The sequence below is a fragment of the Amycolatopsis sp. NPDC058340 genome, from assembly GCF_042723975.1.
Lineage (GTDB): Bacteria > Actinomycetota > Actinomycetes > Mycobacteriales > Pseudonocardiaceae > Amycolatopsis.
Genome location: NZ_JBHXIB010000028.1, coordinates 54,270 through 74,621, shown reverse-complemented (window position 1 = coordinate 74,621; position 20,352 = coordinate 54,270). Strand labels below are relative to the sequence as shown.

Here is a 20,352-nt window from a genome sequence, read left to right as displayed (position 1 = left end):
CTCGGTTCCGTGGCTCGCACATACCAGGACCAGGAAGGGCCCCGTGCTCGTAGGCGCGCCCAGCAGCTGACCGCCCCGGTGTGGCCCCAGCCGCCGCGCGACGATCGAGACGACCAACACGAGACAGGGGGCCAGCGCGGCACGGATGAGCAGGATCTCCATAAGGAAGATACTCGCCGTGAAGTCGCCGATTTTGTCTCGGTATTCTCGGCTATCAGCGCCCCTTGGTCGATGAAAGCGCGGCAAGTTCCCTGATCTGACGATTTTTTCGTAGAGTCGCTGTATGGACCGTATCGATCGTCAGCTCCTGTCGCTCCTTTTGCAGGATGGCCGGGCGAGCTACCAGGAGTTGGGCCGCCAGGTCCGACTGTCGGCCAACACCGTCGCCGAGCGTGTCCGCCGCCTCCAGGCAGCAGGGGTGATCCGCGGATACTGCGCCGAGGTGAACCTGGAAGCATTCGGCCGCAGCATGCACATGATCAGCGACATCCGCCTGGGCGAACGCGTGGACCGCACGCTGTTCGAAGCACAGCTGCTCGACGTTCCCCAGGTGATCGGCGCGATGCGACTCACCGGCGACTACGACTTCCAGCTACGCATGGCCTGCACCGACGCGCGCGAGTTCGAGGCCGTCATAGACCGACTGAAGAGCGACCTTGGCGTACGCGAGCTGCGCAGCCGTCTCCTGCTGCACGAGTTCCCACTGAGCCTCGACCGCATACTCCAGTGAGGCTTGGCGCGCCCGCGACGTCAGCCGTCAGCGGCCGGGGCCGCGGTGAAGCCCATGTCCGCCGGCACCGCCTTCCAACCGGGACTGCCGGCGGTCTTGGCGTCGGCGTTGTACGTTGCGGTCAGTGTGACCTCGTTGCCGACCGGGTCATCACCGCCAGACCCTTTCTGATCGACGGCGTCTGTGACGGTCATCTTTGGTGCGAGCTTCGCAACGTAGATCGCGTCGTCGCCATCGGTGAACAATCCGAACGGGCGAAAGTAGCGCGTGCTCGGCCGGGCCGGGCGATCGAGGCGCACCTCCCCAGTGGTGACGCGCCTGGTGATCCTCCGCCGCGGCCGGGTTCAGCGCACCCGTGCCCGCGGTGCGCCGAGCGCGCGGGAAACGGCCAGCGCGGTGGCGCGGACGACCTGCTCGTAGGCCTGCGGTTTCGCCGCGTCGACCGGGACCACCACGGACACCGCGGCGACCACGCGGCCGGCGTCGTCACGGATCGCGACGGCGACCGAGGAGACCGCGGCGGGTTTGCGGCGGGCGAACACCGCGACGCCGGTCCGCCGCACGTCGGCCAGCCTCCCGCGTAACGTCGCCGCGGCCGAGGAGTCCAGTGTGGACAGTGTCTGCTCGCGCACGGCGGAATCGGCGAAGGCCAGCAGCACCAGTCCGACGCCCGTGTCGTGCAGCGGCAGCCGCCCGCCGACGCGGTAGGCGACCTCCACCGCGCCGAGCGTGGACAGCCGTTCGACGAGCAGCGCCGCGCCCTGATCGAGCACCGCCAGCAGCACATGCTGGCGGGTGATCTCGTGCAGGTCCTCCAGATACGGCAAGGCCGCCTCGCGCAGGCCGTGACTTCGCGGCGCCAGCGACGCGACCTCGAACAGCCGCAACCCGATGACGTACCGCCCGCGATCGTCGCGTTCCAACGCGCCCCAAGCCTGTAGCCGGGCGGCCAGGCGCGAGGCCGTACTGCGCGGCACGCCGGCGCGGCGGGACAGCTCGACCAGGCCGAGTGCGCGGTGTTCTTCGGTGAAGGCGGCCAGCAGCGCCAGCGCCCGGTCGACCACCGGGTCACCGCTCTTGGGGCGCTTGCCCCGGACCGGCCGCGGCTCTGGAGCCGACATGCCTCGCAGTCTGACAGGCCCAACCAATGGAACTCCTGGTGACCCCGGCCACAGCCGTTCCGCATGCTTCCCCAACCCGATCCGGTGCGCAGAAGGAGGACGAATGCCCGAGCAGGTTCCGGTGCTGGTCGCGGGCGGTGGCCCGAGCGGGCTGGCGGTGGCCGTCGAGCTCGGCCGGGCGGGCCTTCGTTGCCTGGTGATCGAGCCGCGGGAAACGGTCGGCACCGACCGGCCGCGGGCCAAGACGACCAGCGTCCGCACCATGGAACTGCTGCGCCGGTGGGGGCTGGCGGACCGGGTGCGGGACGCGGCGCCGCTGCCCGTGTCGTACGCGCAGGACGTGGTGTTCTGCACCGCGGTCACCGGCCGCGAGATCACCCGGTTCCCCAACGCGTTCGGCCTGTTCGCCCACCGCCGCGACGAATTCGCCGAATGCGGCCAGCAGATCCCGCAACCGGCGGTGGAAGAGGTGCTGCGCGAGGCCGCCGCCGAACTGCCATCGGTGGAGCTGCGCGTCGGACACCGGGTGACCGGGCTGGTCGACGGCGAAGACGGCGCCCGCGTGGAGATCGCCGGACCGGACGGCTCGCGGTACGTGATCGAGGCAGGCTACGTGATCGGCTGCGACGGCGCCAACGGCGTCAGCCGCGCCGCGATCGGCGCCCGGTTCTCCGGCCGCAGCGGGGAACTGCCGAACCTCAACATCACCTTCCGCGCGCCGGAACTGACCGAGGAGGCGTTGTGCACGCGGGGAGTGCACTACTGGGTGCTCGGCCCGGAAGGCGGCGGCATCGTCGGCCGCATGGACCTCGACGGCACCTGGTGGGCCATCGCGCACGGCGTGGACGTCCGGGCGGACGCGGTGGATCCGGCCGCGCTGGTGCGCCGGATGATCGGCCGGGAGCTGGACGTCGAGGTGCTCGCCACCGATCCGTGGGCGGCCCGGATGCTGCTGGTGGACCGGTATCGCGGCGAACGGGTCTTCCTGGTCGGCGACGCGGCGCACCTGAACCCGCCATGGGGCGGGCACGGCTACAACACCGCCATCGGTGACGCGGTGAATCTCGCCTGGAAGCTGGCCGCGGTGTTGCGCGGGTGGGCGGGACCGGCGTTGCTCGACAGCTACGAGGCCGAGCGGCGCCAGGTGGCCGAGCAGACGATCGCCGACGCCACCACCCAGGAAACCCGGCTGGCCTGGGCGTACGCGCATGCCGACATCGACGCGGACACTCCGGCGGGAAGCGCCCGGCGGGCCGAGGTCGCCGAGGCGCTGGCGGCGAAACGCGTCGAGTTCCACAGTCTCGGGCTCGTGCTCGGCTACCACTACGCGGACTCGCCGGTCGTCGTCGACGACGGGTCGCCGGTGCCGAAGCACGAGCCGTCGAGCTACCACGGTTCGGCCCGGCCAGGAGCGCGTCTGCCGCATCGCTGGTTGCCGGACGGATCGTCGCTCTACGACCACCTCGGCCCCGGCTTCACCCTGCTGCGGCTGGACGGCACCGCCGACGTGACGCCGTTCGCGCGCGAGGCCGAGACGCGTCGGGTGCCGCTCACCGTTCTCGATCCACCGGGCGTGCCGGACCCGGATCCCTACCGCGCCCGCCTTCTCCTGGTGCGACCCGACCAGCACATCGCTTGGCGTGGTGACGACGCCGTGGACGCCGCGGCGGTCCTCGACACCGTTCTCGGCAGGTAACCGTTTTCGTCCTCAACGTGGAGGAACCATGAACGTCGAACCCACCACCGGAGCACAACTGCTGGCCAGGGTGGAGCGCATCCCGCTCACCCGATTCCACTTGCGTGTCGCGTCGATCCTCGGGGTCGGCACCTTCTTCGACTCGTTCGACGCGCTGATCCTCTCGGTGGCACTGACCGCCGTACTGACCTCGCTCGGCGCGCCGATGTCGGTGGCGGGTCTGCTGATCGCCGCCGGATACATCGGACAGATCCTCGGTGCGCTGCTGTTCGGCGTGCTCAGCGAGCGGGCGGGCCGCAAGGTGGCGTTCGTGGCGGCGTCCGCGTTGTTCGGGGCGCTTTCGGTGGCCTCGGCGCTGGCGTGGAGTGTGGAGAGCCTGATGACCTTCCGGCTGCTGCAAGGCATCGGGCTGGGCGCGGAAGTGCCGGTCGCGGCGGCGATGTTCAACGAGTTCGTCCGGGCCAAGGCCAGGGGACTGGTCGTGCTGGTCTACGAAAGCCTGTTCGTCTGGGGCATCCTCGGCGCGACACTGATCGGTGCGCTCGTCCTCTCGGTGTTCCCTCCGGACGACGCGTGGCGGTACCTGTTCTTTCTCGGCGGCGTTCCGCTGCTCGCCGCGGTGTGGGCGTGGTTCCGGCTGCCGGAATCGCCCCGCCATCTGGTGCACCGGGGAGATCTGGCCGAGGCCGAACGTGTCGTGGCCGACATGGAGGCGTCCGCCCGTCACGGCGGCCGGACGCTGGAGGAACCCGCCGAGGCGGTGCCCGCGCCCGCCGAACCGCCGACGAGGTTCGGCGAGCTGTTCTCACCTGGCTACCGGGCGCGCACGCTGACCCTGTGGTGCCTGTGGTTCACCACCTTCCTGCCCTTGGCCGGATTCACCACCTGGATGCCGACACTGCTGATCCGGGTCGGCGGCCTGAGCCCGTCGGTGGCGTCGTTGCTGACCGGCGCGATCGTGGTCGGCAACCTGGCCGCGCTCTACCTCGCGGCGTCCACCTTGGACAAACTGGGCCGCCGGTTCTGGTTCACCGTGGGCTACGGGCTCGCCCTGCTCGGCAGCGTCGGCGGAGTGATCGCGCTCGGGCTGCTCGGCTGGCAGGGCTGGCCGGTGCTGTTCGTCTGCGGCGCGCTCGTGCTGTTCGGGGTGAACATCAACGCCCCGATCGCCTATCTCTACACCGCCGAGCTGTATCCGACCCGGATGCGGGCGTGGGCCACGATGGTGAGCAGCACGATGCGCAACCTGGCGTCCGTGGTCGCGCCGATCACCATCGGCCTCCTGCTCGGCGCGGTCACCGGGGTGCTGTGGAGCTTCGTGCTCACCACGATCGTCCTGGTCATCGGCCTGACCGTCTTGCTTCGGCACGGTGTCGAAACACGGCAGCGAAAGCTGGAGGAGCTGGCGCGGTAGGCGGCCTAGACCGGTTCGGCGTGGGGGAAGGCCAGGGTGAGTGCCGTGCCGCCGCCGGGCGGGGATTCGGCGCGGACGCGGGCGCCGTGGGAGCGGGCGACCTGGGCGACGATGGCGAGGCCGAGACCCGATCCGGGGCGTTCCCGCGCCGAGGGGGCGCGGTAGAAGCGGTCGAACACCTTGGGCAGATCGTCCGGGGCGATTCCGGGCCCGTCGTCCTGGACGGTCAGCACTCCGCCGTGTAGTCCGATGTGGACGGTGTCGCCGTCTTCGCTGAATTTCGCCGCGTTGTCCAGGAGGTTCGCGATGGCCCTGCAGAGGGTTTCGGGTGTCGCGTCGACCAGCGTCGGCTCCAGATCGGCGCGGAAGGTGATCCGCGGCCAGTGGCGGGCCGCGCCGGCGAGCGCGTGTTCGGTGAGGCGGTCGAGGCGTACCTCTTCGAAATCCCCGGCGGGTTCGTCGCCCCTGGCCAGTTCGATGAGGTCGGACACCAGCTGTGTCAGCTCCTCGAACTGGTGGTGGATCCGCTTGAGGATCCGGCTCTGCTGTGCGGGTTCCAGCGGCCCGGACAGGGTGAGCAGGTCGATGTCGGAACGCAGCGAGGTGAGCGGGGTCCGGAGTTCGTGGGAGGCGTCGGCGACGAGGCGGCGCTGGGCGGTGATCGATTCTTCGAGCGCGGCCAGCATGCTGTTGAAGGTCCGGGACAGCTGGGCGAGTTCGTCGGTGCCGCGCACGTCGATGCGGAGCCCGGGGTCCTTGGTCGCCTCGATGCGCCTGCTCGTCGCGGCGATCCTGGCCAGCGGCCGCAGGCTGGTGCGGGCCACCAGGTAGCCCAGCGCGCAGGCGAGGACGATCCCGGCCGCGCTCGCCGCGAGCAGCACGTTCCGGATCCGGGTCAGGCTCTGCCCGACGCCGTCCGAGCGGACCGCGACCTGCAGCGCGCGGCCCTGGCCCAGCGGGGTGGTCAGCATCCGGAGCGGGTGCCCGCCGACCACGACGTCGGTGCGGAAGGCGACGGCCGTGCCCGCCGCGACGGCACGCGTCTCGGCCGTGACGGGAAGCCCCGGTGCGTCGTCGGCACCCGGCCCCGCCTGCCCGGCGGTGACGGTCTGGCTGCACGCCGGGGTGGCGATCCATTCGCAGTCGCCGACGGTCGCGAAGTCCCAGCGGCCGGCCTTGATCTGCAACTGGATCCGGTTCGCCTCCCTGGTCAGCCCGAGGTCGAGCTGGCGGTGCAGCTCGCGGTCGAAGAAGAAATACGCGGCGGTGGCCATCGCGGCGGCCGCGAGCGCCACGCAGACCGCGGACAGCACCGCGATCCGCGTCCGCAGCGGGAAGGCGGGGCTCACGGCAGCCTCAGCTGGTACCCGACACCCCGCACGGTGTGGATCAGCCGTGGCTCACCCTCGGCTTCGAGTTTCCGGCGCACGTAACGGATGTAAACCTCGACCGAATTGCCGGCGGGACCGAAGTCGTAGCCCCAGACCCGGTCGGTGATCAGCTCGCGGGTGAGCACCTGGCCCGCGTTGCGCACGAGCAGTTCCAGCAGCGCGAACTCGGTCTCGCTGAACTGGATCACCCGCTCGCCGCGCCGCCCCTGCCTGGCCGCTTCGTCGAGGGTGAGATCCGCGAAGGCGACGACGGCGGTGCCCGCGTCGCCGACCCGGCGCAGCAGCGCGCGCACCCTGGCCAGCAACTCACCCAGGTCGTAGGGCTTGACCACGTAGTCGTCCGCGCCCGCGTCCAGCCCGTCGATCCGGTCCTGGGAACCGGTGCGCGCCGTCAGCACGAGGATCGGGGTGCGGTCGCCAGCGTCACGTAACGCCCGGCACACCCCGAGGCCGTCCAAACCGGGCATCACCACATCCAGCAGGATCAGGTCCGGCCGCAGTTCACCGACCGCGCGCAGCGCGCCCGTGCCGTCGGAGGCGGTGTGGACCCGGTAGGACTGCAATTCCAGCGCGTCGGTGAGTGCCGCGCGCACCGCGGGCTCGTCGTCCACCACGAGCAGGGAAGCGGATTCGGTTCGCCGGTTCATTTCCCGCCGAGCGTAACCGACGCCGGAACCCCGCGCGATTTCCCGGCGCGGGTTTAAGAAACCTCTCATCAACGATGTCCACTGTGGCCGGCATGGTCAATCCGCACGTTCCATCCATCGTGATCGCCGCCGGGGGTACCGGCGGGCATATCTATCCCGGGCTCGCGCTGGCCGACGCCCTGCACACCGAACGCCCGGACTGCCGGATCCAGTTCGCCGGGACCACCCGGGGAATGGAGACCCGGCTGATTCCCCGCGCCGGTTACCCGCTGCATACCGTCGACATGATCCCGTTCGCGAAAACCCTTGGCGCACGGCGGTTTCTGCTGCCGGCCGCGCTCGCGAAGGCGTCGTGGCAATGCGCCCGCCTGCTTCGCCGCGAGAACGCCGCGGTGGCGGTCGGCATGGGCGGATACGTCAGCGCTCCGCTGATCGCCGGGGCACGGCTGGCGGGTGTCCCCGCGCTGATCCACGAATCGAACGCGGTTCCCGGCCGGGCCAACAGGTTTTCCGCGCTGCTGACCGGAAATATCGCGGTGGCCATGGACTCCGTGTCGTTCGGCGGCCGGGCGCGGCTGGTCGGCATGCCGCTGCCGCGGGCGCTGGACGGCTTCGACCGGTCCGTGCTCCGTCCCGAGGGCCGGGCACGGTTCGGCGTGCGGGGGGAGGAGTTCCTGGTGCTGGTCAACGGCGGCAGCCAAGGCGCCGCCAGTCTCAACGACGCCGCGGTTGACCTCGCGCGGCGCTGGCGTGACCGGTCCGGTGTGCGGATCGTGATCAAGGCGGGTGCGGGCGGCGCCGAGCCGCTGAACCGCCGTATCGCCGAGGCGGGCGCGAGCGGTGCCGCCACGGCCGTCGACTACCTCGACCGGATGGATCTCGCCTACGCCGCCGCCGATCTGACCGTGTGCCGGGCAGGCTCGGCCACCGTCGCCGAACTCGCGCGGGTCGGGCTGCCCGCGGTGATGGTGCCCTATCCGCACGCACCGCACGATCACCAGGCCCGCAACGCCGACGTCCTCACCCGTCGCGGCGCGGCGGTGGCGATGGCCGACGCCGACGTCACCGGTGCGGCACTGGCAGGCACCGTCGGCGCGCTGGCGGACGACCGCGCCCGGCTGGCCGGGATGGCGGCGGCGTGTGCCGCGGCGGCCGTCCCGGACGCCGCCGCCCGGCTCGCGGACTGGGTGCTGGACCTGGCAGGAGAACGGATCACCGGCAGGGAAGGGGTACTCACCCGATGACGAACTGGACCGGGCGGCGGGTGCTGGTCACCGGCGCCGAAGGATTCATCGGCAGCACACTGGCCGGACGGCTGGTGCGCGAAGGCGCGACCGTGCGGGCTTTCGCACATTACAAACCCTATGGCGCTCAAGGACATCTGGCCTCGGTCCGCGACGACGTCGAAGTCGTCGCGGGTGACGTGCGGGACGCCGGGCGGGTGGCGGACGCCGTGTCGGGGTGCGACGTGGTCTTCCACCTGGCCGCGCTGATCGGCATCCCGTACAGCTACCAGGCCCCGGAATCCTACGTGCAGACGAACGTGGCCGGAACGCACAACGTCGCGGCCGCCTGCCTGCGGCATGGCGCACGGCTCGTGCACACGTCCACCAGCGAGGTCTACGGCAGCGCGCGCACGGTGCCGATCGCGGAGGACCACCCGCTGCAGCCGCAGTCGCCGTACTCGGCGTCCAAGATCGGCGCCGACATGCTCGCGTTGTCCTACTGGCACTCCTTCCGGCTCCCGGTGACGGTCGCCCGCCCGTTCAACACCTACGGCCCGCGTCAGTCGGCAAGGGCGGTCATCCCGGCGATCCTCGGCCAGTTGCACGACGGGGTACCGGAGATCCGGCTCGGGTCGACCAGCCCGACCCGCGACTTCACCTACGTCGCCGACACCGTCGCCGGATTCCTCGCTCTTGCCGGTTCGGACGCGACACCGGGCCGCGTGGTCAACATCGGCTCCGGGCGGGAGATCTCCATCGGCGACCTGGCCGCGCTGCTCGTCGAGATCACCGGCGCCGACGCGGTCGTCACGGTGGACACCGACCGGCTGCGCCCGCCGGGCAGCGAGGTCGACCGGCTGCTGTGCGACAACACGCTGATCGGTGGACTCACCGGCTGGGCCCCGGAAGTCGGCCTGCGCGAAGGACTTCGGCGTACCTCGGAATGGATCGAAGCGAACCGCGGGAACGATGCGCGCCGATACCAGGTCTGACACGCGCCGCGGCCGGGACGTCGCGCTCGCCGTCCCGGCCGCGGTTTCGGGGGCGCTGCTCGCCGGGCACCGGCTGGTACCGCCACCCGTCAGTGCCCTTCTCGACAGTTTCCTGCCCTGGCTGGGGTTGCCGGTGCTGGTGCTCGTACCGCTCGCGGTGTTCCTGCGCTCCCGGGCGGGGACGCTCGCGGCGCTGCTGCCCGTCGTCGCGTGGTCGGTGCTGTTCGTGCCCGACCTCGCCGCGTCGCCGGACGGTGGAAGCGCCGAGTTCCGGGTCGTCACCGCCAACCTCGGCGGCCGCGCGCTCGCCGGGAGCGTGGCCGATGCCGAGCTGGTCGCGGTCCAGGAACTCACCGATGCGAACCGCGCGTCCGTCGCGGCGGCGCTGGACCCGGGACATCCGTACAAGGCGACCGTCGGCACGGTCGGGCTGTGGAGCCGCTACCCGGTGTCGGAGGTACGGCGGCTGGACCTCGGACAGGGCTGGCCGCGGGCGCTGCGCGCGCGGGTGCGGGCGCCCGGCGGCGACGTGAGCGTCTACGCGGTGCATCTCGCGTCGATCCGGTTCGGCGACTCCGCGACGCGGGACCGCACGCTGCGGACGCTCGCCGCTCTGGTGGAGGCGGACCCGTCGGACCGGCTGCTGGTGGCGGGAGATCTGAACACGGCGTCCACCGACCGCCTGCTCGCACCACTGACCACGACGTTGCACGACGCCCGTGAAGGCTTCGGGTTCACCTGGCCCGCGGTGTTCCCGCTGACCAGGCCCGACCATATCCTCACCCGCGGTTTCCGCACGGTGGACGCGTCCGTGCTCGAAGGCGGGGACAGCGACCACCGCGCCGCGCTGGCCGCGCTGGCCCCCGGGTGACCTCACCCGCCCACGGTCACAGCAGTGACCACGCGCTGGTGAGCGCGTCGCGCAGGATCTGCTCCATCTCCTCGAACTGGGGCCGGTCACAGATCAGCGGCGGGGCGAGCTGGATGACGGGTTCGGCGCGGTCGTCGGCCCGGCAGTACAGGCCCGCGTCGAACAGGGCGGCGGAGACATGGCCGCGCAGGACGCGTTCCGACTCCTCCGGGGTGAAGGTCTCCCTGGTCTCCTTGTCCTTCACCAGCTCGATGCCGTAGAAGAACCCTGCACCGCGGACGTCGCCGACGATCGGCAGATCCCGGAGTTTGTCCAAAGTGGACTTGAAAACGGATTCGGTGCGGCGGACGTGATCCAGCAGCCCCTCGCGTTCGATGAGGTCCAAGTTGGCCAGTGCCACCGCGCAGGACACGGGATGGCCGCCGTAGGTGGAACCGTGCATGAACGTCGCATCACCGTGCTGGAAGGGTTCGGCGAGGCGGTCGCCGATCAGCACCGCGCCCAGCGGGGCATAGCCCGAAGTCAGGCCTTTGGCGGTGGTGATCATGTCCGGGAGATAGCCGTAGCGCTCGGCACCGAAGTCGTGTCCGAGCCTGCCGAAAGCGCAGATCACCTCGTCGGAGACCAGCAGTACGTCGTAGGTGTCGCAGATTTCGCGCACCCGCTCGAAATAGCCCGGCGGCGGAACGAAACAGCCGCCGGTGTTCTGCACCGGTTCGAGGAAGACCGCGGCGACCGTGTCCGGTCCCTCGAATTCGATCGCCTGCGCGATCCGGTCGGCGGCCCACCGGCCGAACGCCTTCTCGTCGTCGCCGTGCTCGGGAGCGCGATAGAAGTTGGTGTTGGGCACCCGGATCGTGCTCGGGACCAGCGGCTCGAAATCCTGTTTGGCGGCGGGGATCCCGGTGATGGACAGGGCTCCCTGAGAGGTGCCGTGGTAGGCCAGCGACCGGCTGATCACCTTGTGCTTTCCGGGTTTCCCGGTGAGCCGGAAGTACTGTTTCGCCAGTTTCCACGCGGTTTCGACGGATTCGCCGCCGCTGACGGTGAAGAACACGCGGTTCAGGTCGCCGGGCGCCGCGGCGGCGAGCCGCTCGGCCAGTTCGATCGCGGTGGGGTGGGCGTGCGACCAGAGCGGGAAGTACGCGAGTTTCCCGGTCTGCCGGGCCGCCGCCTCGGCGAGTTCCGCCCGGCCGTGGCCGACCTGGACGGCGAACAGGCCGGCGAGCCCGTCGAGATACCGCTTGCCGTCGGCGTCCCAGACGTAGGCGCCCTCGCCGCGCACGATCACGGGGATGTCGGCCGGATCGAGTCCGGCGTGCCGGGTGAAGTGCAGCCACAGATGGTCGTTCGCGATGGTGGCGCTCATGGATTCCTCGCAGGGGCGGCGGTGCCGCGGAGGGATGACCCAGCGGCTGGGAGATCCGTTATCGCATGCGCCGCCCCCGTCCGGCAAGCGGATCGGTCGCCAGATGACGAATCGGCGACCGATTTTCCGGGCTCTTGGATTTGGATCTTCGGATTTCGTCGTCAGCGTCGTTGACTCGTCCACTGATAGGTCTGTTTCCGCAGCTTGAGGTACACGAGCATTTCCGCGGTACGGACTCCGGGGAGGGTGCGGACGCGGTTGGAGATCAGCTCCAGCAAGGTGGCGTCGTCCGCGCAGACCGCCTCGCACAGTACGTCGAACCGGCCCGCGCAGACGACGACGTAGGCGATCTCGTCCATCCCGGCCAACGCGTCGGCGACGGGCTCGAGCGCGCCGTCCACGGTTATCGCGATCATCGCCTGCCGGAAAAGCCCTACCTGCAACGGATCCGATACCGCGACGATCTGGATGACACCGGCATCGGTCAGCCGCTGGACCCGCTGGCGCACCGCGGCCTCCGACAGCCCGACCGCCTTGCCGATCGTCGCGTACGGCCGCCTGCCGTCCTCCTGCAATTGTTCGATGATCCGTTTGGACAGGTCGTCCAGCACGAGCCCGGAGCCCGGATTGGGATTGATCATCGGTTCAGTATCACCGTCGAAGCCGGGGCGATTCAAGGCATGTCACAACGGATTTCGTCGAGTTTTCGCCGTTGACACCCTGGAATCGGTGGGGTTTCATCCCGGCGCATGGCAGCTACGCGATCGTTCCGCAATTTCATCGCCGGGGAACCGGCCGACGCCGTCGACGGGCGCACGCTCGACGTGATCGATCCGGTGACCGGTTCGGTTTACGCGACCTCGGCGCTGTCCGGGCCCGCCGACGTCGAGGCCGCGTTCGATGCCGCCTCCGCGGCTTTCGAGGCTTGGTCGGACACGACACCCGGGGAGCGGCAACTCGCGTTGCTGCGCATCGCGGACGCACTGGAGGAACGCGCCGAGGAGTTCGTCCGCGCCGAATCGGCCGACACCGGCAAACCGCTGGCGCTGACCCGCGCCGAGGAGATCCCGCCCGCGGTCGACCAGATCCGCTTCTTCGCCGGGGCCGCACGGCTGCTGGATGGCCGGGCCGCGGGGGAGTACCTGGCCGGCCACACCTCCTTCGTGCGGCGCGAGCCGGTCGGGGTGTGCGCGCAGGTGACGCCGTGGAACTACCCGCTGATGATGGCGGTGTGGAAATTCGCCCCGGCGCTGGCCGCGGGCAACACCGTGGTGCTCAAACCCGCCGAGACCACCCCGGCCAGTACGGTGCTGCTGGCCGAGCTCGCGGCCGGGTTCCTGCCGCCGGGTGTGCTCAACGTGGTGTGCGGCGACCGGGACACCGGCCGCGCGCTGGTCGCCCACCCGGCCGCGGCGATGGTTTCGGTGACCGGTTCGGAACGAGCCGGTATCGAGGTCGCCGGAGCGGCGGCGGCCGATCTGAAGCGCGTCCACCTCGAACTCGGTGGCAAGGCCCCGGTCGTGGTGTTCGAGGACGCCGATATCGTCGCCGCGGCCGAGGGTATCGCCGCCGCCGGGTTCTTCAACGCCGGTCAGGACTGCACCGCAGCGACGAGGGTGCTGGTGCACGACGCGGTGCACGACGAGTTCCTCGCCGCGCTCACCGCGCGGGCGAAGGCGACCCGCACCGGGCCGCCGGACGACCCGGACGTCACGTACGGGCCGCTGAACAACGAGGCCCAGCTGCACCGGGTCGCCGGGTTCCTCGACCGGTTGCCCGCCCATGCCACCGTCCATTGTGGAGGGTCACGGCTCGGCGATACCGGGTACTTCTTCGAGCCGACGGTGGTCGCCGGCTCCCGGCCGGGTGACGAGATCGTCACCGACGAGGTGTTCGGCCCGGTGATCACCGTGCAACGGTTCGGCGGTGAACAGGAGGCGTTGCGGATGGCCAACGACGTCCGGTACGGACTCGCGTCCTCGGTGTGGACAAGGGACCACGGCAGGGCGATGCGGCTGGCCAAAGGGCTGGACTTCGGCTGCGTGTGGATCAACACGCATATCCCGGTCGTGGCCGAGATGCCGCATGGCGGCTTCAAGCATTCCGGCTACGGCAAGGATCTTTCGCTCTACGGATTGGAGGACTACACCAGGATCAAGCACGTGATGACCGCGATCGCCTGACCGTCCGCCCCGGCGTCAGCGTGTCGAGCACCCGGCGGGCCAGTGTGCCGACCCGGCGGGTCCGGGACGGTGCGACGCCGGTCTGCGAAAGGTGCGCGTTGCCGACGGCGGCGCACAGCATGAGGTAGGCGACCTCGTTCGCGTCCTTTTTGGACAGTGTACGGTCCGCGCCCGCCAGCGCGCCCGCCATGGTGTCCAGGATGTCGTCGTAGCTTTCGAGGAACATCGTGCGGAGTGTCTCGTCGCGACGGGCCTCCTCGAACAGCGCGAGGAAGACGGCGAGCCCCTCGCCCGGTTCGTAGAAGCGGGGATCGAACAGGTAGTCCATCACCGCGTCCACGCGCTTCCCGTCGTCGTCGACCTGACGGACCTCGGTGAACACCTGCCTGCCCGCGGTGCTGACCCATTCGCACAACGCCACCACCTGGTCGTGCCGGTTGCCGAGATAGTGCCGGACGTGGCCTCGGGCCAGCTTCGCCTCCTCGGCGACCGATTCCAGTGAGGTCCCGGCGAACCCGGACCGCGCGACACAGCGCGCGAAGGCGCTCAGGATCTGTGCCTTGCGCTCCTCGGCGAGGCTGTTCCGGCCCACGGTGTTTCTCCCTTCCCTGCCGGTACGCAGGATAGCCAGCTCCTGACGGGGGCCGGCCTCGGATCTTTTCTTAGTCGGTATTGACTAACTATGACGGCACGTTCCAGAATCAGCCAACTCAACACCGATCGAGCGTCGTCGGCGCCGGTTGGGACCCCCACGGAGGGATATCTCGTGAGCCGACCGAATTCCTCGCTCAGCCGGAAGCGTCGAGCCGCACCGATCGCCGTCGCCGCCGCCTTCCTCGTCACCGCGTGCGGCGGCGGTGGCACGAACGGTGCCCAGGGCGCGATCAGCCTGACCACGCAGACCCCGCCCGCGGCGGGCGACGTCGACAAGGTCACCTGGGCCCTTCCGCAGGGTGAACCGCCCACGATCGATCCGGTGAAATCCGGCGACTACTCGGCGAACGCGGTGGTGCTGAACCTGTGCGAGCCGCTGATGCGGTTGAAACCGGACTTCAGCGTGGAGCCGGGTCTCGCGGAGAGCGTCGCCCAGCCCGACGGCAGCACGTTCGTGTTCACCATCCGCCCGGACGTCCGGTTCTGGAACGGCAATCCGGTCACGGCCGCGGACGTCGCGGACAGCCTGCGGCGCAACCTCGATCCGAAGAACACCCCGGCGCACGGCGACGTGTTCCGCCACGTCAGGGCCGTCGAGGAGACCGGGCCCCGCCAGGTGACCGTGAAGCTCGCCGCGCCGGACGCGCAGTTCCTGAACAGCATGGCCGGAGTGCAGAGCGCGATCAGCGAGAAGGCCTCGGTGGACAAGGCAGGTGCCGCCTATGGCACTCCTGGCACCGGGGTGATGTGTTCCGGGCCGTTCAAGTTCGACAGCTGGACGCCGGGCGAACGCATCGTGGTCACCCGCAACGACGGCTACTGGGGTGCCAAGGCGAAGGCGGCGCGGTTCGAGTTCGTGTTCTTCACCGACGACAGCACGCTGACCAGCGCGCTGCTCTCCGGGGAGATCGACGGCACCTACGAAGCGCCCATCGGCAGCTTCTCCACCTTGCGCACCTCGTCGTCCGGGAAGCTGTACCTCGGGCCGTCCACCCAGTCGCTGAGCATCGGGCCGGTGTCGCCGAAGGGGCCCGCGGCGGACCCTCGCGTCCGAGAGGCGCTCGATCTGGCGATCGACAAGAACAGCCTGGTGCGGAACGTGCTGCACGGGGCGGGCGCGCCACTGAGGACGTTCACGCCGCCGCTGCTGTGGGCGGGTCATCCGGCCAAGACCGTGTTCGACGCCGCGTACCAGGAGCTGCCGGACACGTCGACGGCCGACCTCGTCCGGGCGAAGGAGCTGATCCGCCAGGCCGCCCCGGGGCCGGAACCGCTGAAGCTGGTGATCCCGTCCGGGGACCAGATGACGTTGCAGACGGCGACCATCGTGCAGGCGGCGGCGAAGGAGATCGGGCTCGCCATCACCATCGAGCAGTGGCAACCGACCGTGTTCGGCAAGCTGTTCTACGACCCGGCCGCGCGGGAGAGTGTCGATCTGGTGGCCACTGTCGGCTACATCGAGGTCCCCGGCGTCTACTACTACGCGCCCGCGTTCGCGCTCAAGGACAACCTCTTCAATTGGACCGGCTGGAGCGATCCCCGGGTGGAGACCCTGCTGACCGAGGGACAGCAGGTGGCCGATCCGCAGGTCTCGGCGCAGAAGTTCGTGGCCGCGCAGAAGATCTTCGCCGCCGCGCGGCTCCAGATCAGCCTTGCCTCGCTGCACGAGCGGCTGTACCTGAACAACCGGATCACCGGCGCGCCCGCCTCGTTCGCCTACATCAGCTCGGCCTGGGCCGCGTCGGTCGGGAAAGCCTGATGGGTGGCCTGCTCACCCGGTTCCTCGCCCGGCGGCTGGCCGCGTTGGTCCTGACGCTGGCGGCGGCCAGCGTGGTCATCTTCGGCGCGCTGTACCTCAGCCCCGGTGATCCGGCGACCCTGCTCGCGGGTGGCCGCAGCCCCAGCCCGGAGGCACTGGCCGCGGTCCGCGCGCAGTACCACCTGGACGATCCTTTTTGGACACGGTACTGGCGCTGGCTGTCCGATGTGTTCAGCTGGCGATTGGGCCGCTCGATGTCGTTCGGCACGGACGTCTCCGGCCTGATCTCGGCGCGGCTCGGGAACACCCTGTTCCTGGTCGGCTACGCGGCCCTGCTGATCCTGGTGATCGGTATCGGCTTCGGTCTGCTGGGCGCCCTCGGCGGCCGTATCGGCACCACGATCACCACGCTGACCTCCAGCCTGCTCATGGCGGTGCCGGCGTTCATCGCGGCCATCGTGCTGATCTGGGTGTTCGCCACCCGGCTGAACTGGCTGCCGGTGTTCGGCTCCGGCAGCGGTTTCGCCGGCAGGCTCGAGCATCTCACCCTGCCCGCGGTGGCTCTGGCCGGTTCCTACATCGCTTATCTCAGCCGGATCACGCGGTCCGCGGTGGCCACGGAACTGCGTTCGGAGCGGGTGGAGACCGCGCGCAGCCGCGGGGTTCGGACGCCCTCGATCGTGCGCAGGCATGTGCTGCGCAACGCGGCGGCACCGGTGCTGACCGTATCCGGGCTGACCGTCGCCGGGCTCATCGCCGGGACAGTGGTGGTGGAGCAGGCGTTCGGGGTGAGCGGTATCGGCTCGTTGCTGGTGCTGGCCGCGCAGAAACAGGACTTCGTCGTGGTGCAGAACATCTCCCTGCTGATGGTGGCGGCGTTCTGCCTCGCCAACACGACCGTCGACCTGGTGAACGCGGTGCTGGACAAGCGATTGCTGAGGGCGGGGAAATGAGCGTGCTGATCACCGGGCGGCCACGGGCGGAGCTGCCCCGCAGGCGTGGCTTCGGCCGGCTCCGGTCGCTGGCCGTTCTCGGGCCGTCGGGTGCGATCGCGGCGGGGATCTGCGTGGTGCTGGTGCTGGCCGCGCTGGCCGCGCCGTGGCTGATGCCGCACGACCCGTACGCCGTGGACGCGGCCAACGTGTTCTCCGGGCCGTCCACCGAGCATCCGCTGGGTACCGACGACACCGGCCGCGACCTGTTGTCGCGTCTGCTCGACGGCGCCCGGCTCAGCCTGCTCGGCCCGCTGCTGGTGACGCTGCTGTCGGCGGGCCTTGGCACCGCGGTCGGCGTGCTGGCGGCGTGGCGGGGCGGCGCGCTGGACGCGGTCGTCGCGCGGGTGCTCGACGTGATGTTCGCGTTTCCCGGCATCGTGCTGGCGATCATCGTGGCCGCGTTGTTCGGCAGCGGTTTTCTGGCGCCGGTGATCGCGCTGTCACTGGCCTTCCTGCCGATCACCGCGCGGGTGATGCGCGCGGCCGCGATGCGCGAACGCGGCCTGCCCTACGTGGAGGCGTTGCGGCTGCAGGGCATCTCCGGCCCGATGATCTGCGTCCGGCATCTGGTGCCGAACCTCGCGCCGTTGTTGCTGGTCCAGTGCACCATCGGGTTCGGTTACGCGATGCTCGATCTGGCCGCGATCTCGTTCCTCGGGCTCGGCGTGCAGCCCCCGGCGTCCAACTGGGGCGTGATGGTCGCGAACGGCAAGGGCGCGATTCTCGACGGCCACCCCGAGCAGTCGCTGTACGCGGCCGTCGTGATCGTGATCGCGGTGGTGGCGGTCAACCTCGTGGGCGAACGACTCGCGGCCCACTACGAAGTGGGGGAGACGGGATGACCGATCCGTTGCTGCAGGTCGACGATCTGCACGTGTCGATAAGGCGGCCGCGCGCCGAGCCGAGGCCGATCCTCCGCGGGGTGAGCTTCGGCATCCGGGCGGGCGAGGCGTTCGGCCTGGTCGGTGAATCGGGTTCGGGGAAGTCGATGACCGCCCGTTCGGTCCTGCGGTTGCTGCCGGACACGGCGCGGACCGGCGGCACCATCACCTTCGACGGCGTCGACGTCGGCGGGCTGAACGCGGCGGGATTGCGACGGCTGCGCAGCCATTCGATCGCGATGATCTTCCAGGACCCTCGCGCGCATATCAACCCGGTCCGGACGGTCGGGGATTTCCTGTGCGAGGGACTGGTGCTGACCAGGGGAGCGACCCGTAAGGACGCCCGGCGGGTGGCGAGAAGGCTGCTCACCGACGTGCGGATCGCCGACGCCGGCCGCAGGCTCCGCCAGCATCCCTACGAACTCTCCGGTGGGTTGCTGCAGCGGGTGATGATCGCGGCCGCGCTGGCGATCGAGCCGAAGCTGATCCTGGCCGACGAGCCGACCACCGCACTCGACGTCACCACCCAGGAAGAGGTGATGGCGATCCTGGACGAGCAGCGGCGGCGGCGGGAGCTGGCGTTGCTGTTCATCACCCACGACCTGGACCTGGCGGCCGCGGTCTGCGACCGCACCGCGGTGATGTACGCGGGCCGGATCGTGGAGACCGCGCCGACCGGCGCCCTGCACGGGGATTCCGCGCACCCGTACACGCGCGCCCTGCTGTCCGCGCGACCCGCGACGGCGCGGCCCGGCGAGCGCCTGGTGACCGTGCCCGGCAGACCCGCCGCGGCCTGGGAAGCGGGGGAGGGGTGCGCGTTCCGGCCCCGGTGTCCCCGCGCGACCGAACAGTGCGGCCAAGACGATCCGGCGGACCGAGCGGTGCGCGAAAGCGTCGTCGCCTGCCACCACGCCCACGCGGACACGGAGGTGACGGCATGACCACGCCGATCCTCGAGGTCCGCGGGCTGCGGAAGGTGTATCCGGTACGCCACGGTGACCTGGTCGCGGTGGACGACGTGAGTTTCGCCGTCCAGGCCGGCAGCTGTCTCGCCGTGGTCGGCGAATCGGGCTCCGGGAAATCCACCTGCGCCCGGATCATCGCCGGGCTGGAGCGGGCGAGCGCCGGCGAGGTCGAGGTGGACGGCGCGCCGTGGAACACCGGCCGTCTGTCCACTTCGGAGCGACGTCGGCGGGCACGGGTGGTGCAGATGGTCTTCCAGGACCCGTATCTCTCGCTCGATCCCCGGCAGCGCGTCGGGTCCTGTCTGGCGGAAAGCCTGCGCCTGCACTTCGACCTGACCGCCGGACAGCGCGCGGACCGGATCGGGGAGCTGCTCGACCTGGTCGGGCTCACCGAGGACCACGCGCGGGTCCGGCCGAAGCAGCTTTCCGGCGGACAGCGGCAACGGGTGGCGATCGCCCGCGCGCTGGCGACCCGGCCCCGGCTGCTGATCCTCGACGAGGCCGTCGCCGCGCTCGACGTGTCGATCCAGGCCCAGATCCTGAACGTGCTCATGGACGCCCGCGAGCACACCGGGGTCGCGTTGCTGTTCATCTCACACGACCTCGGCGTGGTGCGGCAGCTCGCCGACGACGTCGTCGTCATGCACCACGGGAAGGTCGTGGAACAGGGTCGCGCCGCGACGGTTCTCGGCACTCCCGCCGATCCCTACACCCGGCGCCTGCTGGAATCCGTACCCCGGCCCGGCTGGCGCCCCACCTTGAAGGAGCCTTCATGCCGTTGATCGAACCGGCCCTGCGTTTCGCCTTCGAGGCGCGCGTCGAAATCGCCGAACCGCTCTGGGTCGGCCGCGCGCCGGAGGAGGAGGTGATGTTCACGCCGATCACCGGCGGTGTCGTCGAGGGGCCCCGGCTGAACGGCGAGGTGCTGCCCTATGGCGGCGACTGGTCCACCACCCGGGGGAAGGGCGAGAGCACCGAACTCGACGCGCGTTACCTGCTGCGCGCCGACGACGGCGGGACCATCGACATCCACAACCGAGGCTGGTACCGCGCCGAAAACGAGGTGGAGCAGCGCATCCGCTCCGGGGCGGAGGTCAGCGAGGCCGAGTACTACTACCGGACCTTCCCGGTCTTCAAGACCGACTCGCCGTCGCACGCCTGGCTGAACACCACGGTGTTCGTCGGCATGGCCCGCGCCGCGGCCATCGACAAGGTCTGCATCCGCTTCTTCGCACTCGACTGAGGGAATCGAAAACAGAGCCGGGACAGCACGGCGCCAAGGCGAACGTGGCGTGGTCGGCCGGGGTGGTCGTGAGTGGCGATTCGGGTTCCGACCCGAACGGTGTCTCAGATACCTACTGGCTTCCGGAGGCGGTGTCACCAGGACGGTGCCGGGCCCTGCGACAGCCGACGTGAGCGTAACCCCAATATCCACCCTAAACAAGTGGGACAAGGCGT

20 protein-coding genes are annotated in these 20,352 nt (G+C 70.2%); 13 read left to right on the top strand and 7 right to left on the bottom strand.

The window, feature by feature from the left end; all coding sequences use genetic code 11:
* Nucleotides 1-283 precede the first annotated feature (283 nt).
* Nucleotides 284-730: an Lrp/AsnC family transcriptional regulator gene (locus ACFWIW_RS26940; protein WP_378371020.1), complete on the top strand. Its 447-nt coding sequence runs from the start codon at nt 284-286 to the stop codon at nt 728-730.
* A 20-nt stretch (nt 731-750) separates the two neighbouring features.
* Here the strand turns inward: ACFWIW_RS26940 and ACFWIW_RS26935 are convergent, their stop codons facing one another.
* Together ACFWIW_RS26935 and ACFWIW_RS26930 are read right to left on the bottom strand one after the other, a co-directional pair.
* On the bottom strand, nt 751-1,029 hold the full coding sequence (locus ACFWIW_RS26935) for a hypothetical protein (protein WP_378371019.1): 279 nt from the start codon (nt 1,027-1,029) through the stop codon (nt 751-753).
* Between the two features lie 45 nt (nt 1,030-1,074).
* Nucleotides 1,075-1,851 carry an IclR family transcriptional regulator gene (locus tag ACFWIW_RS26930; RefSeq protein WP_378371018.1) on the bottom strand — a complete coding sequence of 259 codons (777 nt, stop codon included), beginning with the start codon at nt 1,849-1,851 and terminating at the stop codon, nt 1,075-1,077.
* Between the two features lie 103 nt (nt 1,852-1,954).
* Here ACFWIW_RS26930 and ACFWIW_RS26925 point away from each other — a divergent pair, with 103 nt between their 5' ends.
* Together ACFWIW_RS26925 and ACFWIW_RS26920 are read left to right on the top strand one after the other, a co-directional pair.
* A complete protein-coding gene (locus ACFWIW_RS26925; RefSeq protein ID WP_378371017.1) occupies nt 1,955-3,547 on the top strand; it encodes an FAD-dependent monooxygenase in 1,593 nt (530 codons plus the stop codon).
* Nucleotides 3,548-3,575: 28 nt separating this feature from the next.
* Complete coding sequence (locus ACFWIW_RS26920; protein WP_378371016.1) at nt 3,576-4,961, top strand: MFS transporter; 1,386 nt, start codon at nt 3,576-3,578, stop codon at nt 4,959-4,961.
* Between the two features lie 5 nt (nt 4,962-4,966).
* Here the strand turns inward: ACFWIW_RS26920 and ACFWIW_RS26915 are convergent, their stop codons facing one another.
* Together ACFWIW_RS26915 and ACFWIW_RS26910 are read right to left on the bottom strand one after the other, a co-directional pair.
* Nucleotides 4,967-6,310, bottom strand: a complete 1,344-nt coding sequence (locus tag ACFWIW_RS26915) for a sensor histidine kinase (protein ID WP_378371015.1) — start codon at nt 6,308-6,310, stop codon at nt 4,967-4,969.
* Nucleotides 6,307-6,999 carry a response regulator transcription factor gene (locus ACFWIW_RS26910; RefSeq protein ID WP_378371014.1) on the bottom strand — a complete coding sequence of 231 codons (693 nt, stop codon included), beginning with the start codon at nt 6,997-6,999 and terminating at the stop codon, nt 6,307-6,309. The genes ACFWIW_RS26915 and ACFWIW_RS26910 overlap by 4 nt, the downstream gene beginning before the upstream one ends.
* Before the next feature lie 74 nt (nt 7,000-7,073).
* On the opposite strand from ACFWIW_RS26910, the gene ACFWIW_RS26905 reads away from it, so the two are divergent.
* Genes ACFWIW_RS26905 through ACFWIW_RS26895 form a run of 3 tightly spaced genes read left to right on the top strand, consistent with a single transcriptional unit; the run spans nt 7,074 to nt 10,088 of the window.
* Nucleotides 7,074-8,243: a glycosyltransferase gene (locus ACFWIW_RS26905; protein WP_378371013.1), complete on the top strand. Its 1,170-nt coding sequence runs from the start codon at nt 7,074-7,076 to the stop codon at nt 8,241-8,243.
* Nucleotides 8,240-9,217 carry an SDR family NAD(P)-dependent oxidoreductase gene (locus ACFWIW_RS26900; protein WP_378371012.1) on the top strand — a complete coding sequence of 326 codons (978 nt, stop codon included), beginning with the start codon at nt 8,240-8,242 and terminating at the stop codon, nt 9,215-9,217. Before ACFWIW_RS26905 ends, ACFWIW_RS26900 begins: the two co-directional genes overlap by 4 nt.
* Nucleotides 9,195-10,088, top strand: coding sequence for an endonuclease/exonuclease/phosphatase family protein (locus ACFWIW_RS26895; protein WP_378371011.1), 894 nt, complete (start codon nt 9,195-9,197; stop codon nt 10,086-10,088). Before ACFWIW_RS26900 ends, ACFWIW_RS26895 begins: the two co-directional genes overlap by 23 nt.
* 16 nt (nt 10,089-10,104) lie before the next feature.
* Here the strand turns inward: ACFWIW_RS26895 and ACFWIW_RS26890 are convergent, their stop codons facing one another.
* Both ACFWIW_RS26890 and ACFWIW_RS26885 read right to left on the bottom strand, forming a co-directional pair.
* Nucleotides 10,105-11,457, bottom strand: a complete 1,353-nt coding sequence (locus tag ACFWIW_RS26890) for an aspartate aminotransferase family protein (RefSeq protein WP_378371010.1) — start codon at nt 11,455-11,457, stop codon at nt 10,105-10,107.
* 161 nt (nt 11,458-11,618) lie between these two features.
* A complete protein-coding gene (locus ACFWIW_RS26885; RefSeq protein WP_378371009.1) occupies nt 11,619-12,098 on the bottom strand; it encodes an Lrp/AsnC family transcriptional regulator in 480 nt (159 codons plus the stop codon).
* Nucleotides 12,099-12,206: 108 nt separating this feature from the next.
* On the opposite strand from ACFWIW_RS26885, the gene ACFWIW_RS26880 reads away from it, so the two are divergent.
* Nucleotides 12,207-13,640, top strand: a complete 1,434-nt coding sequence (locus ACFWIW_RS26880; protein ID WP_378371008.1) for a gamma-aminobutyraldehyde dehydrogenase — start codon at nt 12,207-12,209, stop codon at nt 13,638-13,640.
* Here ACFWIW_RS26880 and ACFWIW_RS26875 read toward each other — a convergent pair.
* The gene (locus ACFWIW_RS26875; protein ID WP_378371007.1) at nt 13,612-14,232 is read right to left on the bottom strand and encodes a TetR/AcrR family transcriptional regulator; all 621 of its coding nucleotides are present in this window, start codon (nt 14,230-14,232) and stop codon (nt 13,612-13,614) included. The genes ACFWIW_RS26880 and ACFWIW_RS26875 overlap by 29 nt on opposite strands.
* Nucleotides 14,233-14,406: 174 nt before the next feature.
* On the opposite strand from ACFWIW_RS26875, the gene ACFWIW_RS26870 reads away from it, so the two are divergent.
* From ACFWIW_RS26870 to ACFWIW_RS26845, 6 genes are read left to right on the top strand one after another with little or no spacing between them, the layout of a single operon-like run.
* Entirely contained in the window at nt 14,407-16,053 is a 1,647-nt protein-coding gene (locus ACFWIW_RS26870) for an ABC transporter substrate-binding protein (protein WP_378371006.1), read from the top strand.
* The gene (locus ACFWIW_RS26865; protein WP_378371005.1) at nt 16,053-17,006 is read left to right on the top strand and encodes an ABC transporter permease; all 954 of its coding nucleotides are present in this window, start codon (nt 16,053-16,055) and stop codon (nt 17,004-17,006) included. Before ACFWIW_RS26870 ends, ACFWIW_RS26865 begins: the two co-directional genes overlap by 1 nt.
* A complete protein-coding gene (locus ACFWIW_RS26860) occupies nt 17,003-17,890 on the top strand; it encodes an ABC transporter permease (protein WP_378371004.1) in 888 nt (295 codons plus the stop codon). Before ACFWIW_RS26865 ends, ACFWIW_RS26860 begins: the two co-directional genes overlap by 4 nt.
* Nucleotides 17,887-18,870 (top strand): ABC transporter ATP-binding protein, encoded by a 984-nt coding sequence (locus tag ACFWIW_RS26855; protein WP_378371003.1) that lies wholly within the window; start codon nt 17,887-17,889, stop codon nt 18,868-18,870. Before ACFWIW_RS26860 ends, ACFWIW_RS26855 begins: the two co-directional genes overlap by 4 nt.
* Complete coding sequence (locus ACFWIW_RS26850; RefSeq protein WP_378371002.1) at nt 18,867-19,676, top strand: ABC transporter ATP-binding protein; 810 nt, start codon at nt 18,867-18,869, stop codon at nt 19,674-19,676. Before ACFWIW_RS26855 ends, ACFWIW_RS26850 begins: the two co-directional genes overlap by 4 nt.
* Nucleotides 19,667-20,137, top strand: coding sequence for a DUF3237 domain-containing protein (locus tag ACFWIW_RS26845; RefSeq protein ID WP_378371001.1), 471 nt, complete (start codon nt 19,667-19,669; stop codon nt 20,135-20,137). The genes ACFWIW_RS26850 and ACFWIW_RS26845 overlap by 10 nt, the downstream gene beginning before the upstream one ends.
* The last annotated feature ends 215 nt before the right edge of the window (nt 20,138-20,352 follow it).

Bases quoted from the DNA above. Each gene is read 5' to 3' on its own strand.
- ACFWIW_RS26850 (WP_378371002.1), top strand. From the start codon at position 18,867: ATGACCACGCCGATCCTCGAGGTCCGCGGGCTGCGGAAGGTGTATCCG.
- ACFWIW_RS26940 (WP_378371020.1), top strand. From the start codon at position 284: ATGGACCGTATCGATCGTCAGCTCCTGTCGCTCCTTTTGCAGGATGGC.
- ACFWIW_RS26925 (WP_378371017.1), top strand. From the start codon at position 1,955: ATGCCCGAGCAGGTTCCGGTGCTGGTCGCGGGCGGTGGCCCGAGCGGG.
- ACFWIW_RS26910 (WP_378371014.1), bottom strand. From the start codon at position 6,999: ATGAACCGGCGAACCGAATCCGCTTCCCTGCTCGTGGTGGACGACGAG.
- ACFWIW_RS26855 (WP_378371003.1), top strand. From the start codon at position 17,887: ATGACCGATCCGTTGCTGCAGGTCGACGATCTGCACGTGTCGATAAGG.
- ACFWIW_RS26895 (WP_378371011.1), top strand. From the start codon at position 9,195: ATGCGCGCCGATACCAGGTCTGACACGCGCCGCGGCCGGGACGTCGCG.
- ACFWIW_RS26845 (WP_378371001.1), top strand. From the start codon at position 19,667: ATGCCGTTGATCGAACCGGCCCTGCGTTTCGCCTTCGAGGCGCGCGTC.
- ACFWIW_RS26865 (WP_378371005.1), top strand. From the start codon at position 16,053: ATGGGTGGCCTGCTCACCCGGTTCCTCGCCCGGCGGCTGGCCGCGTTG.
- ACFWIW_RS26885 (WP_378371009.1), bottom strand. From the start codon at position 12,098: ATGATCAATCCCAATCCGGGCTCCGGGCTCGTGCTGGACGACCTGTCC.
- ACFWIW_RS26905 (WP_378371013.1), top strand. From the start codon at position 7,074: ATGTCCACTGTGGCCGGCATGGTCAATCCGCACGTTCCATCCATCGTG.
- ACFWIW_RS26930 (WP_378371018.1), bottom strand. From the start codon at position 1,851: ATGTCGGCTCCAGAGCCGCGGCCGGTCCGGGGCAAGCGCCCCAAGAGC.
- ACFWIW_RS26900 (WP_378371012.1), top strand. From the start codon at position 8,240: ATGACGAACTGGACCGGGCGGCGGGTGCTGGTCACCGGCGCCGAAGGA.
- ACFWIW_RS26880 (WP_378371008.1), top strand. From the start codon at position 12,207: ATGGCAGCTACGCGATCGTTCCGCAATTTCATCGCCGGGGAACCGGCC.
- ACFWIW_RS26890 (WP_378371010.1), bottom strand. From the start codon at position 11,457: ATGAGCGCCACCATCGCGAACGACCATCTGTGGCTGCACTTCACCCGG.
- ACFWIW_RS26860 (WP_378371004.1), top strand. From the start codon at position 17,003: ATGAGCGTGCTGATCACCGGGCGGCCACGGGCGGAGCTGCCCCGCAGG.
- ACFWIW_RS26920 (WP_378371016.1), top strand. From the start codon at position 3,576: ATGAACGTCGAACCCACCACCGGAGCACAACTGCTGGCCAGGGTGGAG.